The sequence below is a fragment of the Paenibacillus sp. ICGEB2008 genome, from assembly GCF_000307675.1.
Classification (GTDB): domain Bacteria; phylum Bacillota; class Bacilli; order Paenibacillales; family Paenibacillaceae; genus Paenibacillus; species Paenibacillus polymyxa.
This window is the reverse complement of sequence record NZ_AMQU01000019.1, coordinates 90,971-107,219: the sequence shown is the minus strand read 5'-3', so window position 1 is coordinate 107,219 and position 16,249 is coordinate 90,971. Positions and strand designations below refer to the sequence as shown.

General features: G+C 45.5%; 6 protein-coding genes. All 6 read left to right on the top strand.

Annotated elements, in window-relative coordinates; translation table 11 throughout:
- The 6 genes from C400_RS0118305 to C400_RS0118280 all read left to right on the top strand — a co-directional run bounded on the left by C400_RS0118305 (position 1) and on the right by C400_RS0118280 (position 16,079).
- Entirely contained in the window at positions 1–8,919 is an 8,919-nt protein-coding gene (locus C400_RS0118305; protein WP_017427848.1) for a hybrid non-ribosomal peptide synthetase/type I polyketide synthase, read from the top strand.
- Between the two features lie 59 nt (positions 8,920–8,978).
- Complete coding sequence (locus C400_RS0118300; RefSeq protein ID WP_016822429.1) at positions 8,979–9,854, top strand: SDR family NAD(P)-dependent oxidoreductase; 876 nt, start codon at positions 8,979–8,981, stop codon at positions 9,852–9,854.
- A gap of 62 nt (positions 9,855–9,916) precedes the next feature.
- Positions 9,917–10,870 carry an acyltransferase domain-containing protein gene (locus C400_RS0118295; protein ID WP_017427847.1) on the top strand — a complete coding sequence of 318 codons (954 nt, stop codon included), beginning with the start codon at positions 9,917–9,919 and terminating at the stop codon, positions 10,868–10,870.
- Positions 10,871–10,901: 31 nt separating this feature from the next.
- Positions 10,902–13,253: an ACP S-malonyltransferase gene (gene fabD / locus C400_RS0118290; protein WP_017427846.1), complete on the top strand. Its 2,352-nt coding sequence runs from the start codon at positions 10,902–10,904 to the stop codon at positions 13,251–13,253.
- A 167-nt stretch (positions 13,254–13,420) separates the two neighbouring features.
- A complete protein-coding gene (gene aspS, locus C400_RS0118285; protein ID WP_017427845.1) occupies positions 13,421–15,190 on the top strand; it encodes an aspartate--tRNA ligase in 1,770 nt (589 codons plus the stop codon).
- Positions 15,191–15,416: 226 nt separating this feature from the next.
- Positions 15,417–16,079 carry an S-layer homology domain-containing protein gene (locus tag C400_RS0118280; RefSeq protein ID WP_017427844.1) on the top strand — a complete coding sequence of 221 codons (663 nt, stop codon included), beginning with the start codon at positions 15,417–15,419 and terminating at the stop codon, positions 16,077–16,079.
- Positions 16,080–16,249 lie beyond the last annotated feature (170 nt).

Sequence of the window (16,249 nt, the reverse complement as noted above, 5' to 3'; positions counted from 1 at the left end):
ATGAAGGACTTTTTTCAAACTATTCTGGGCGAGGTAAAAAGCGGACGGATGCAGAAAGAGGAGGCTCTCCTCAGAATACGCCAAATTCAAGCTCAAATGGCTTCAGATGGAACTCTGCACAGCAGAGCAGGGAACACGGAGGGGGCTCTAGCGGATACAGGAGTCCTTATGCTTGAGCCTTCATGGAAAGAGCAAGCTGCGCTCCAAAAAGCGGCTCTCCCTGAATTTAGCCAGCATCTGGTGGTGCTTTGCGAACCGGATCAGATCTCAGAGCGAAGTATTGAAGCGCTCATGAAAGGAACCCGATGCATCAAGCTCCATGCCGGTCAAACCGGCATGGATGAACGCTTTCAAGGCTATGCCCTTCAACTGCTTGCGGAAGTACAAATGCTCCTCAAAGAGAACTTGAGGGGCAGCGTGCTGGTACAGATTGCTGCTTCCTCACAAAGCGGGCAGCAGCTCTTTGCTGGGCTTTTGGGATTGCTGCAAACAGCCGAAAAAGAAAATCCAAAAATCGTAGGGCAATTTGTTGAATTGGAAGCTACAGGTTTGGAAGAGATCGTTGAGAAATTGAAAGAGAACAGTCAATACCCCAAGGACAAAAGGATAAGGTACGAGAACGGTAAACGTCTGGTTCTCAGCTGGAATGAAATGAAAACCCCTGAAACTCCGGGAAGAGTACCCTGGAAGGATCAGGGGATTTATTTGATTACGGGCGGTGCAGGAGGTTTAGGGCTTGTTTTGGCGAGAGATATCGCCCGGCGAGTTCGAGAAGCTACGCTAGTCCTTGTAGGACGCTCCATGCTTGACGAAAGCAAGCAGGCCATAGTGGAGGAGTTGAAGGCGCTGGGAGCCCGCGTAGAGTACAAACGAGCGGACGTATCCCGAAAGGAAGAGGTCTCGCAACTGGTCCTAAAGATCCGAGAGGAGTATGGGGGGCTTGATGGTATCCTCCATAGTGCAGGAGTGATACAGGATCGTTTTATGATTCATAAGACGCAGGAAGAGTTCGAGGAAGTGATGGCGCCCAAAGTAGCCGGGGTGGTCAACCTGGATCAGGCGACGAAGGAGCTAGATCTTGATTTCTTCATTTTCTTCTCTTCCATCGCAGGGATTATGGGCAATCCTGGTCAGGCCGACTATGCCGCAGCAAATGCGTTTATGGATGCCTATGCCTTTTATCGAAACAGCCTCGTCTCTTGCAAGGAGCGCAAAGGGCAGACGCTGTCTGTCAATTGGCCTCTCTGGAAGGATGGAGGCATGCATGCAGATGCTGAAACGGAGAGGGTTTGGCAAAGTATTGGCATGGTGGCCATGCAAACTTCAAACGGTGTTAAGGCTTTATATGATAGCCTGGCCTCTGGCCAGAAGCAGGTGCTGGTGATAGAGGGGGATTTGTCCAGATTGCGGAAGCATCTATTGGAGCCTCAGCCACAGGAGAACGTGTACGTTGAAGAGACAGCTTCTTCACCGATAAATCCTGAGCTGCTTCTGGAAAAAACCTTGCACCAGCTTAAAGTGTTGTTTGGAGAAGTGACTAAGCTGAGCGTTGAAAAGATTGATGTCAGTGAGCCTTTGGAGAGCTACGGTATAGACTCCATCATGATTACAAGGCTCAATCAAAAGCTTCAGGGAGTTTTTGGTGAAATCTCGATGACCCTGTTTTTTGAATATCAGACGTTGGAAGCGGTAGCGAAATATTTTATTGCTGACTACTATGAGGAATGCGTACGGTGGACAGGACTTGGCAGACGGCTGGAGCCGGAAGAAAACTTCGTCCCTGCATCCTTGCATGTTAATAGCGAATTATCATTGCCGACTCTGCCAAAGGAAGAAAACCAACGTATCAGCAGCGCAGCTATAGACACAGGCAGTGCGAAACACGAGCAAATAGCCATTATTGGCATGAGCGGACGATTTCCACAAGCAAAAAATATGGAAGAATACTGGAGCAATTTACAACAGGGCAAAGATTGTATTACAGAGGTCCCTGCGGATCGCTGGAAGAGAGAAGGATTTTACTCTCCTGACATCAAGGAAGCTGTGGAGAAGGGCAAAAGCTATAGCAAATCTGGAGGATTTGTGGAGGATTTTGCAGATTTTGATCCTCTTTTCTTCAATATATCGCCCCGGGAAGCGATGAGTATGGACCCTCAGGAACGGATATTCCTGGAAGAATGCTGGAAGGCCTTCGAGGATGCTGGATATAGCAGAGATCAGCTTGCAGTGCAATACAATGGGCGAATCGGCGTCTTTGCAGGCATTACCGCAACAGGCTTCAATTTATACGGCCCCAAGCTGTGGGAGCAAGGCAAACCGATCTTTCCTCGCACATCCTTCAGTTCGGTAGCCAATCGAATATCGTATCTCTTAAATTTGAAGGGGCCGAGCTTTTCGGTCGATACCATGTGCTCTTCGTCATTAACTGCAATCCATGAGGCTTGTGAGCATATTCATAACGGAGAATGCGAGATTGCCATTGCAGGTGGAGTCAACTTATATCTTCATCCTTCCAACTATGTTTTTCTAAGCACAATGCGAATGCTATCGCCAGAGGGACGTTGCAAGAGTTTTGGCGAAGGGGGGGATGGATTTGTCCCTGGTGAAGGTGCGGGCGTTGTGCTGCTCAAACCTTTATCTCGGGCCATTGCTGACAAGGATCACATTTATGCGGTTATTCGGGCTACTAGTATCAATCATGGTGGAAAAACGAACGGATATACCGTTCCTAATCCGGTAGCACAAGGAGAATTGATCCGAGAGGCTTTGGATAAAGCAGGCGTCAATGCTCGAACAGTCAGTTATATTGAAGCCCACGGAACAGGGACAGAGCTTGGTGATCCTATTGAAATTACCGGACTTACCCAGGCTTTCAAGAAGGATACACAGGATACAGGGTTCTGTGCGATTGGCTCGGTAAAATCAAATATAGGCCATTTGGAGGCGGCCGCAGGGATTGCGGGTGTCGCTAAAATTATACTGCAAATGAAAAACCAGAAAATTGCCCCAAGTCTGCATGCCAAAGTATTGAATCCCAATATAAATTTTGCCAAGACGCCATTTGCAGTTCAGCAGGGACTTGCTGAATGGAAACGTCCGATTCTGGAGGAAAACGGCGAGCAACGGGAATACCCGAGAATTGCAGGAATATCTTCCTTCGGAGCCGGAGGATCTAATGCCCATATCGTTCTTGAAGAATACATTCCAGCAGAACAGGCTGCCTCTACTCCGCAAAGGCCAGTTGTCATCGTATTGTCGGCCAAAAGTAATGAAGCATTGAAAGAGCAGGCTGTTCAATTGACTGCTGCAATGGATAAAAATGACTTCTCGGATAATGACCTGATAAATGTGGCTTACACCTTGCAGATAGGGCGTGAGGCGATGGAAGAGCGCCTTGCTGTGGTCGTTCAGTCAGTGGAGGAACTTAGAAACAAGCTGCAGGAATTTATTGGGGGAAGGCAGAATATTGTACAGCTTTATCGGGGACAGGCTAAACGAGATAAGGAGAGTTTAGATGTCGTTAAGCAGGAAGAAGCGCTGGATGAATCCTCTGATGCCTGGAATCTAGCAGAGAAATACGGCAGGCTTTCGGAATTGTGGGTCAAGGGTGTGCACATTGACTGGAACAGACTTTACAGTGATGTCCAGCCTTTCCGCATCAGTTTGCCCACGTATCCCTTTGCTAGGGAACGCTACTGGATATCAGTAGATGAAGAAAAGCCCGCTGGCGTCACTCCGGCATATCTGCACCCCTTACTGCATCACAATACTTCCGTTCTTTCTGAGCAAAGATTCAGCTCAATCTTCAACGGTCAGGAGTTTTATCTGAATAACTCCGTCGTTGATGGAAGACTTGTCCTGTCGGATGGAGCATGTCTTGAAATGGCGCGGGCAGCGGTTGAACAATCGTTAACAGTTCAGGAGAAGGGTCAGGCAGGCATCACACTCACAGACATGGTATGGACACATGCTCCTGTCATAGGAGATCAGCCGGAAATACATATAGGACTCTTTCCGGGAGATCAAGGTGGAGTTGGCTTCAAAATTTACAGCACACGAACCGAAGCAGGAGATCCTGTCTTACACAGCGAGGGAAGTGCCGAGCTGGAGGCTTTAAATAGAACGGAAACATTAGATATTCAGGCTTTGCAGATGGAGTGCATTGATCATATTTTACCTAGGGGAGACGATGAAGCACTGCGCACGACTGGAGCCAACTACGATTCGGAATTCCAGTCCGCTGAGCAAGTTTATATAGGTCAGGGTTTGGTGTTGGCCAAGCTATCACTGCCTTCCGGTATTGCGAATACTGGGGGCCTATTTGTTATGCATCCCTTCATGACAAGTGCTGCCCTGCAATTGCCGTTATACCTGCTTTCGAATAATGAAAATGTTATGCAGTTCAATGGCATTGATTCTCGGAAAAAAATACTGCCGACTGCGATAGATAAGCTTCAAATATTTCAGGAATGTCCGAGCAAAATGTGGGCGTTAGTACGGCATGGAAGAGGAAATCAGATTAATCATAAGATGCACAAGTATGATATTGATTTGTGCGACGAGGCAGGCAGAATCTGTGTGCGCATAAAAGGGGTCTCCTATAAGGAAGCGGAAACTTGTGAGCAACCGCTCGGTGCAATGATGCTACAGCCATTCTGGAAAGAACAGGCGGCTAATGAGGAAACCATAGCAACCGACTACGAACGGCATGTGGTCATACTTTGTGAGACAGATGCCATAGCTGCGGTACATGTCGAGGCCTCCTTGACAGGCGTGGAATGCATCACCCTACAGGCCCGCATGGAAGAGGTCGACCGACGCTTTGAAACATATGCCGTTCAGGTTTTTGAGAAAATACAAGGCATCCTAATTGACAAGCCTAAAGGCAAAGTGCTGGTACAAATGGTAACGATGTCTGGAAATGAGAAGCTACTTTTCTCCGGGCTGTGCGGCATACTCAAAACGGCTCATAAGGAAAATCCAAAGTTCTATGGGCAACTGATTGAAGTAGGGGAAACGGAAAAAAATGAAGGACTCATTGAAATATTAAGGTCGAGCAGTCAGCGTCCAGAGGACAGCCGCATCCGTTTTGTAGAAGGTAAACGTTGGATTCCTGCCTGGAACAAGGTTGAAATGCCAGCGACACCACAAATTCCATGGAAAGATCATGGGGTTTACCTGCTTACTGGAGGTGCCAAGGGCCTGGGTCTAATTTTTGCCAAAGAAATTGCGCGCCAGACCAGGGAAGCAACCTTGATTCTGACTGGGCGGTCCCTGCTGACCGAGGACAAGCTGGCCCAATTGGAAGAATTGAAGGCTTTTGGCGCCAAGGTGGAATACAGACAGGTGGATGTCACGCAGAAGGCAGCGGTGGTTGGCCTGATTGAGGACATCCAAATGGCATACGGCGGAATTAACGGCATTCTGCACAGTGCTGGAATCAACAAAGATAACTATATTATCAAAAAGACGAGCGCAGAATTCAGGGAAGTTCTGGCACCGAAGGTGGTCGGACTAGCCAATTTGGATCAGGCCAGTAAGGACATGCCCCTAGATTTCTTTATTCTTTTCTCATCAGCTGCCGGAGTGGGCGGAAATGCGGGTCAGTCTGACTATGCCACCGCGAATGCGTTCATGGATGCCTATGCTTGGTATCGTAATACTTTGGTATCCTCCTGGGAGCGTATGGGCAAAACGCTGTCGATCAATTGGCCGTTATGGAAAGACGGCGGAATGCGACCTGACCAGGAGACGGAAAAAGCTTTGCAGAATGTAGGCATGTATGCGATGAGGACAGAGACTGGTATTCGTGCGTTGTATCAAAGTATAGCCTGCATATCGAATCAAGCGATGGTGGTAGAAGGAGACATTGAACTGATCAGCAGAATGATGGTTATGGAAGGACAGCTTGAAGACAGCGGAGAAGCAGCCCGAGATCAGAGACTCGGATCAGAAGACAACATCGCTCCTTTCTCAGAAAATAAGACAGTGTCCGTCCAAGATGAACATCTGCTGCGTGAAAAGACGGCCCATTACTTGAAGACTTTGTTGTCTTCGTCAATCGAACTGCCTGCATATCGAATTGAAGAGGATGCGCCGTTGGAAAATTACGGGGTGGATTCTATCAAGTCCATGGAACTGACTGACCAGTTGGAGAAAACGTTCGATCAGGTGTCGAAGACGATATTTTTTGAATATCCGAATATTCAGAGCTTAACTGAGTATTTTCTGGAATCTCATCGAGACGAATTAATCGCTCTGTTTGGTCTGGAGCAGGCAGTAACTGTAGGTGTAAAAGCCACCACCGCTACGACAGCAATGGATACAGAACTTCGACCAGGAGAAGGACAGTTGCGTGATCAGGTGACAAGTTATCTAAAAGGGTTGCTTTCTTCGTCTACCGGACTGCCGGAACAGCGCATTGAAGAGGATAAAAACCTGGAGAACTATGGAGTTGACTCCATAAAGTCTATGGAAATAACCGATCAGCTGGAAGAAACGTTTGGATCACTGTCCAGAACCATACTGTTTGAATATCCGAATATCCGAAGCTTAACCGAATATTTTCTGGAATCTCACCGAGACGAATTAAGCACTTTGTTTGGTCTGGATCAGGTAGCGACTGTAAGTGCAATAGCTGACACGGCTTCTGTAGCCAATGAGACAAAATCCCTGGCTGGAGAAGAGCGGTTGCGTGATCAGATAACAGGTTATCTAAAGGGCTTACTTTCCTCATCCACTGGACTGCCGGAACATCGAATTGAAGAGGATAAAAACTTAGAAAACTATGGGGTTGACTCCATAAAGTCTATGGAAATAACCGATCAGTTGGAAGAAACGTTTGGATCACTATCCAGAACCTTACTGTTTGAATATCCGGATATCCAGAGTTTAACGGATTACTTCCTGGAATCTCACCGTGACGAATTGAACGCTTTGTTTGGTGCTGAACAAGAGCTAGTCGCGGCAGCTAGCACGAAATCCATGGGCATCGTAGAACATGCAAAAGCGCCCTCTCCGGTATTTCGGCACTCACCTATTTCGTCAGTGCGAGTAGAGCCTAAGGAGGAGGCAAAAGAAACGGAAACAAAAATAGAAACAAAAACAGAAACAGGAGCGATGGACATTGCTGTCATCGGGATGTCTGGAAAATATCCTGGAGCGGAAAATATTCAAGAATTCTGGAGAAATCTCCAAGAGGGCAAGGACTGCATTACCGAAGTTCCCAAAGATCGCTGGGATCACGATCTTTACTTTGATAAAGAAAGAAATAAACCGGGAAAAACCTACTGCAAGTGGGGGGGCTTCCTAAACAGAATAAATCCGTTGGATTCTTCTTTCTTTCACCTCACTCCTTATGAGGTGAGTTTGATGGACCCTATGGAACAGCTTTTCCTGGAAATGATATGGAGCCTGCTGGAAAGTGCGGGATATACGCGAGAGATGCTACAGAAAAAACACCAATCCAAGGTTGGGGTCTACGTTGGTGCTACGTATCATAAATACTGCACCTGTGATACAAATACGGATGCCCCTCGGATCACATCCTTTGGTTCTGTTGCCGTCGCCAACCCCATGTCGCATTATTTCAATTTCCAGGGACCGAGCATATCCATTGATACGATGAGCTCTTCCTCTGCTGTGGCTGTCCATATGGCATGTGAAAGCCTGATCAGAGGTGAGTGTCAAATCGCAGTAGCTGGCGGGGGGAATCTGTTGACAAGCCCCAAAAAGTATATTGAATCCAGCCAGAACCAATTGATTGGAAGCCATGAAGAAAGTCGAAGCTTTGCGGATGGAGACGGATATCTTCCTGCTGAAGGTGTTGGGGCAGTTCTCTTAAAGCCGCTTCATAAGGCAGAGGAGGATGGAGACTGCATTTTAGCAGTCATCAAATCTACGGCCACTAATCATGGAGGACACAGCAATGGGTACACGGTCCCCAATCCCAATGCACAGGCACAACTTGTTGAAGAAAACTTTTTGAAAGCTGGCATTCATCCCCGGACAGTCAGCTATGTAGAGGCAGCAGCCAATGGATCTACATTAGGAGACCCGATTGAGCTAGTCGCCTTGAAAAAATCTTTCCAGAAATTTACGGACGAGCAGCACTTTTGTGCCATGGGTTCGGTTAAATCCAATATAGGCCATGCAGAAGCGGCCTCGGGGATATCGCAGCTTACCAAGGCTATATTGCAATTGTGGCATCGAAAGCTGGTTCCCACCATTAAAGCGGAAAAGCTGAATCCTAATCTTACGTTCAGCAATACTCCATTTTATTTGCAGCGGGAGCTTCAGGAATGGAAGCGGCCTGTAATAGAGCTGGAGGGAGAAGAGCGGGAATTTCCGCTACGGGCAACAGTAAGCTCCTTCGGTGCTGGGGGATCGAATGTTCATTTTATTCTGGAAGAATACATCCCTTCGCCAAAAGAAGCTGTCCAGTTGCAAGGGGCAGATCAGACAGAAGTAGTGATTCTCTCAGACATAAACTGGGAGCGACTAAATGCGCTTGCGAGTCAATTACTTGAATATGTAGAGCAGCAGCAAGAGCTTTCCTTACATGATATTGCTTTCACCCTTCAGACAGGCCGTGAAGCGATGAAGTGCCGGGCGGCAATCGTAGCGAGCTCACGGGAGGAATTGCGAACTGGTCTTAGAGAGCTTATCGAGTCAGTCGGCCAGGGCAACGAGCCGGAGAGAGCATCTATTCCAGTATTTATCGGAGAAGGCGGAGAAGATTCAAATAAAAGTGCACTTCTGTCAGGAAAAGTAGGCGAGAAAGTTTCTCAAATACTTCTAGAGGAGAGAAATCTGGAAAATATTGCGATGTATTGGACCCAGGGAGGCAGGATTACGTGGGAGGCGCTCCATGAGGGACACACTGTTCGTAGAATTCCCTTACCGACTTCTCCTTTCTGAGCACACATTGGGGAACAAAACCCTGTCTAACGAAAAATACGAATATTCAGGAGGTAAACATGAGGGAGTTTAAAGATAAGGTAGCTGTGATTACGGGAGCTGCCAGCGGAATTGGCCGAGCTATTGCAGACCGATGTGTCAATGAAGGGATGAAGGTTGTTCTGGCGGATATTGAGGAGGGGGCTCTTCTAAGGACTGAACGAGAATTGCAAGAAATGGGCGCAGCTACACTATCTGTTGTGACCGATATTTCCAAAGAAGCTGATATTCGTTTATTAGCGCAAAAAACAGTTCAGACCTTTGGTGCTGTGCATCTTTTGTTCAATAATGCAGGTGTGGATGCCGGCACAGGCCGCTTATTATGGGAGAATACTGTGGCAGATTGGCAGTGGGTAATTAACGTAAACATTTGGGGAATTCTGTTTGCTACCGAAATTTTTGTTCCTATTATGGTGAAACAAAAAACTCCATGCCATATTGTAAATACAGCATCGATTGCCGGTCTGCTGTCCGGTCCTGGAAATGGAATATACAGCGCGTCAAAGCATGCCGTTTTAAGCCTGTCTGAAACGCTATATCAAGAGCTCAGATTGATCGGTTCTAATGTGGGAGTGTCGGTTGTGTGTCCGGGATTCGTCCGTACTCAAATTATGGATGCAGAGCGAAACCGCCCGACAGAGCTGCGTAAGCCAGATGGGAGTGGAAATCTTCCGCCCGAAAGACAAGTCATTACCGAATTGGCTCGCAAGGCTGTCCAAAATGGCATACTTCCAGAGGATGTGGCCCATCAAATTTTTGAGGGCATCCGAAAAGGGCAGCTATATATCATCACAGAACCGAAATTCAAACCTGCAATCAGGCAGCATATGGAGAATGTCCTTAATGAAAGTAATCCTACGGCATCCCAAATGCAATTAGTGCGCAATTTGTTATGAACTGTGAATGATAGAGGAACTGCTTAGGCGAGTCTGATCAATACGTTGTGGGGGTTACTCGGATGGACAGATCAGTGGTTTTTATGTTTTCAGGTCAAGGTTCGCAATACTACGGCATGGGAAAGGAATTATATATGTCCAACCCGGTTTTCCGAACATGGATGACCAGGTTGGATGAGATTCATACGGATATTACAGGCAGGTCTGTATTAAAAACGCTGTACGATGACACGCGTCGCAGGGGAGAAGAGTTTGACACCCTGCTAGATACTCACCCTGCAATTTTCATGGTTGAATATGCGCTCACACAGGTGTTATTGGAAAAGGGAATTTATCCTGATTATGTTTTAGGCTCTAGCCTGGGTGAGTCTGTTTCTGTTGCTGTGGCTGACTGCATGAGCTATGAGGACACACTTCAATGCATTATCAAGCAAGCACAGCTGGTGGAGGCGTACTGTCCGAAAGGGGGCATGATGGCCGTCATTGGCGATTCCGGTCTGTATGACGAAGCGCCCGTATTGCATAACAACTCAGAACTGGCAGCCATCAACTTCGACTCGCATTTTGTTATTTCAAGCAGCTGCGAGGGTCTGACAGAGATTGAACATTATTTGAAAGCAAATGGAACGATCTATCAAAGGTTGCCAGTTCACTATGCTTTTCACGCTTCTTTAATGGATCCAATTGCATTGGAATATATGGCGGTCTTGAAGCTTAAGACCATAAGAAGCCCTAAAATAAATATGGTTTCATCTATGTACGGCGGGAAGACGACATGGCTTGACAACCGTTTTCTTTGGGATGTTACTAGAAAGCCTATGCAATTTCAGAGCGCTCTAAAGTGTCTGGGAGACAGGGACGGGGTTGTCTATATTGATCTCGGCCCCTCGGGCACACTTGCTAATTTTGTAAAGTATAATTTTGGCCCCAAGAAAAAGGCAAGCGTTTGTTCCATTCTCTCCCCTTTCCAACAGGACATAAAAAATTTGGATCGTCTGTTCGAAATATTTGCCTAATATGCATCCATTACTAACAAGGAGGAAATCAATGATCGCATATCTGTTCCCTGGACAAGGAGCTCAAGTAAAAGGTATGGGCGAAGGACTGTTTGATGAATTTCCAGAATGGGTTGCCAAAGCGGATGCAGTTCTTGGTTATTCTATTCAGAAGCTGTGCCTTGAAGACCCTGCCAACCAGCTCGGGCAAACGGATTTTACCCAGCCAGCCCTATTCGTCGTAAACGCTTTAAGCTATCTGAAAAAAATAAGAGAGACCGGAAGAAAACCCGATTATGTTGCAGGACATAGCTTGGGTGAATATAATGCTTTATTTGCCGCGGAAGCGTTTGATTTTGAAACCGGCTTGAAGCTGGTCCAAAAAAGAGGAGAACTGATGGCTCGGGCTGCTGGCGGCGGAATGGCGGCAGTTTTAGGCTTGAAAGAAGAAGTGTTTCGGGAAGTAATGGAAAAAAATAAATTAGTAGAGCTCGATGTTGCCAACTATAATTCGCCCAGCCAGATTGTCATTTCAGGGCCAAAGGAACTGATTGAGCAGGCGAAACCAATTTTTGAGGATGCTGGAGCCAGAAATTATGTGGTTTTGAATGTAAGTGGAGCATTTCACTCCAGGTATATGGAAAGTGCGAGACAGAAATTTGATGCTTATGCGGCGTCATTCGAATTCTCAAAAATCAAAATACCCGTTATTTCAAATGTCCATGCCAGACCCTACAAGCAGCTGGATTTAAGAAGCACGCTAATCAACCAGATTGTGAGCCCGGTCAAATGGTCGGAAAGTATACGCTATCTGATGGGTAAAAGTGTAACCCAGTTTATTCAGATCGGGCCTGGAAATGTCGTGGCAGGATTGGTTAATGCCATACAACGAGAAGCAGAGCCATTGATCCTGACGGAGGTTGAAGACCGGAACGAGCAGGTACAGGAGGAGATGTCGAAGGATACGTTGAGAAATGATGAATCGATATTCGAAAAGCGACAGGCTCCCAGAACAAAATCCGGTCATGACGTACTGGAATCCAGCAAACGATTTACGGCAGAGTCTCTTGGGCATAGCGAATTTAAACAAGATTACGGAATTAAGTATGCGTATCTTATAGGCTCTATGTACAAGGGAATCTCTTCAAAAGAGATGGTCGTAACAGCAGGAAAGGCAGGAATGATGGCATTTTTTGGAGCTGGGGGAGTGAAGATGGATGCTCTGGAGGAAACCATAAAGTATATTCAGAAGCAATTGAACCATGGCGAAGCCTATGGAATGAATCTGATTCATGTGCCGGACCACCCAGACATAGAAAATAACATCGTTGATTTGTACATAAAATACGGTGTTAGAAATATTGAAGCCTCTGCGTTTATGAGTATCACACCTTCTTTGGTTAGGTACAGGCTGAAGGGGCTGAGACGGAATGCACAGGGAAATGTTACGCCACAGAACAGAATTATTGCGAAAGTATCCAGGCCCGAGGTAGTTGAAGCCTTCCTGAGTCCTGCGCCTCAGAATATTATCAATAAGCTGCTGGCGGAAAATAGGATCAGCCGGGAAGAAGCGATGATGGGGATGGAAATTCCCATGGTAGATGATTTGTGCGTCGAGGCTGACTCAGGTGGGCATACTGACCATGCAGTTGCTTATGTATTGGTCCCGCTGATGCTTCAGATGAGGGATGAAGCGATTCGAAAGTATAAATACAATAAAAGTATAAGGGTAGGGGCAGCCGGGGGAATAGGGACTCCACAAGCTGCAGCGGCGGCGTTTATACTGGGTGCTGATTTTATCATGACGGGTTCAATCAATCAGTGCACAGTTGAAGCAGGGACGAGTGATGAAGTAAAAGATTTGCTTCAGCAGTTAAACATTCAGGATACGGACTACGCTCCAGCAGGGGATATGTTTGAAATGGGCGCAAAAGTTCAGGTTATGAAAAAAGGAGTGTTTTTCCCAGCCAGGGCGAATAAATTATATGACCTTTACCGTAATTATAATTCCATAGATGAAATTGATAGAGAAACAAAACACTATATTGAAGAAAAGTATTTTAAGAAGAGTATTGAACAAGTCTACGAAGATATTAAAGCTTATTATCCGCCTGAAATCATTGAAAAAGCTGAAAGAATCCCGAAACGGAAGATGGCCTTGATATTTAGATGGTACTTTACTTATTCTACTCGACTTGCCATTAATGGCGACAAAAACAACAGAGTCGATTATCAAGTACACTGCGGACCAGCCCTCGGCGCTTTTAATCAATGGGTTAAGGGGACAGATCTTGAGAATTGGAAGAATAGACATGTTGACGATATAGGACAAAAAATAATGGTTGAGACTGCAGAGCACCTGAATGAAAGATTTAAAGCTTTAACTGCTAGTCTTACAATCTAGTTGGATTCAAGCTAGGGCAAGAAGCTAATAATGAAGTGCAGTATGTTCTAACCGTATAAGCCCATGGCCGGATTCATGCAGAATAGAGTAGCAATATATGCAATCAGACCATGGGTTACATCATTGAAACCATGTAGATACTAGGGTAAAAGAAAGAGGGTGTTTCTGTGCATAGATATAGAACTCATAACTGTGGAGAACTGGATCAGACGCATGTCGAGGAAATCGTGAGAATTGCAGGTTGGATTAAAAATATGCGTAACCTTGGCGGGATTGTTTTTATTGACCTTAGGGATCATTATGGGGTTACGCAAATCGTTGTCTCTGATCCTAATGAATTAAAGGATTTTGCATCCAAGATCAGCAGGGAATCAACCATTTCTGTCGTAGGAACTGTATGTCACAGGTCCGCAAGCACGATCAGTCCCCAAATGAAAACCGGATATATTGAAGTCGTTGCCAAGGAGATAGAAGTGTTAGGGAAGGTCATGAACCCATTGCCTTTTGAAGTATCTTCAGCACATGAAGCCCGGGAAGATTTAAGATTAAAGTATCGTTTCCTGGATCTGCGCCATGAAAATCTGCATGATAATATTGTACTACGCTCTAAAGTCATTCAAAGTATCCGAAAAAAGATGATTGATTTGGATTTTTTGGAGATTCAGACACCGATTCTGACAAGTTCATCTCCAGAGGGCGCCAGAGACTATTTAGTTCCTAGTAGAGTGCATCCAGGTCAATTTTATGCCTTGCCTCAGGCACCTCAACAATTCAAACAACTATTAATGGTCTCCGGCTTTGATAAATATTTTCAAATTGCTCCGTGCTTTAGAGATGAGGATGCAAGAGCAGACAGATCACCCGGTGAGTTTTATCAGCTGGATTTGGAAATGGCTTTTGCTACACAGGAAGATGTTTTTAATGTAATTGAAAATATGCTGTATGAAGTTTTTTCTGAATTTACACATTTTAAAATTTCAAAGCCTTTTAGTAGAATTCCCTATCAAGAAGCTATGCTCAAATATGGGAGCGATAAACCTGATTTAAGAAATCCATTAATTATCCATGATGTTACAGAGCTTTTTACAGAGAGTGATTTTAAAGTGTTTAAAAATAAAACGATACGAGTTATTGCTACTCCTGGTTGTGAAGCACAGCCAAGAAGCTTTTACGACGATATCGTGAACTTTGCTATGGAGGCTGGAGCGAAAGGTCTCTCATGGATTAAGTTTAATGCTGATATGTCTATCAGCGGCTCGATTGCAAAGTTTATATCGGAGAAGGTAAAAAACGAATTGATCGATGTAACGCAAGCTGGACCGGGATATGCACTGTTTTTTGCTGCCGATGAGCTTAAAAATGTCGAAAAAATAGCTGGCGCTGTCCGAAACCAATTAGGCAAAAGGCTGGATCTATTGGAAAAGGATACGTTTAAGTTTTGCTGGATTGTTGATTTCCCCATGTTTGAATTGGACCCTGGTACTCATAAAATAGAGTTCAGCCATAACCCATTTTCGATGCCGCAAGGTGGCATGGATGCGCTGCTGAATCTGAATCCTCTGGAGATCTTGGCGTACCAATATGATATTGTATGTAATGGAATTGAGCTGTCCTCGGGGGCTGTCCGTAACCACGATACAGAGATTATGGTAAAAGCCTTTGAGATCGCGGGTTATACATATGAAGAGATTAAGAGTAAATTTCCTGCACTCTTTAATGCTTTTCAATTTGGGCCACCCCCTCACGCAGGTATAGCACCTGGAATTGATAGAATTGTAATGATCCTTGCAAATGAATCGAATATTCGAGAGGTTATTGCTTTTCCAATGAACAGTAAAGCACAGGATGTATTAATGGGAGCCCCTTCAGAGGTTACTGACAAACAATTGAGAGATGTTCATATAAAATTGGCAAATGCCAAGCCACAAACAGAATGAACGGATTCAACAAGATACTGCAAGCAAAGCTGAATCCAGCACGCAATTAAATCCGATGGAGTGAGCTAAAAACTCTCCCTGCTAGAAGCAGAGGAGAGTTTTTTTTATATAGCTTAGATTGTTCAATTTAGGTTAGTAGCAACTGCTGCAACCTTTCTATCGTGAACCACGTCAAGAAGTTGTTAACGGCCAAGCGGCCTAATTCAACTACAAGGTGGAACTTAACATGAGCATGAGAAAAAGTGCAATCGCAGCCCTTACGACTATAGCTCTGCTGTCCTTCTCGATTGGAGGTCATTTGTCTGCGGCAGACAGTCAATTCAAGGATTTGGGCCATGTAAATGGCAAAGAAAAAATCATATCCCTTAAAGAGCGGGGGTTACTTAAAGGTGCCTCTGACACGCAGTTTCTCCCCTCATCTAAAGTGACCGCTGCCCAAGGCATTCAGTTGATCTCGGGCGGACTTCAGCTTAGTTTGGCCGCCATTGATTTGAACCAGGCGCCGCAGGCGAGTGGACTGTTTACCCAGGTTAGGGATACCGCCTGGTACGCCGAAGCTTTTATTAACGCGTATTATAACGGTGTAGACATTCCAAAAGATATCAATCCTGCCAAAGCACTAACCAAAGAAGAGTTCACTCACATGTTGATTCAGGGCATGGAAAAAGCAGGTGCTCTTCCCATGATTAAAATCGCACCTGCAAATATTGCAGATGACAGCGAGCTGGAGCCTTCTTACCAAGGCCGCATTCAACGCTCGCTAGTGTACAAGGTCAATGTCCTGGATGGGAAAGGAAATTTCCATCCCAAAAGTGCGATTACACGTGCCGAAGCTGCTGTTATGTTATACAATGCATTGGAATACCTGAATGCTCATCCAAAATCGTAACCAATACAGCAATTAAGAGCTTTACTTCTGAGGAATTTAAGCATTCAGTTACTTGACATCAATACCGTGAATGCTATAATAAGGAAATCGAATTTAGACCCCGCGGTAGTTGACTATTGTAAGAATACTTTTCTGGTCCTTCGGCATAGAAACACAAGTAACGAATAAAT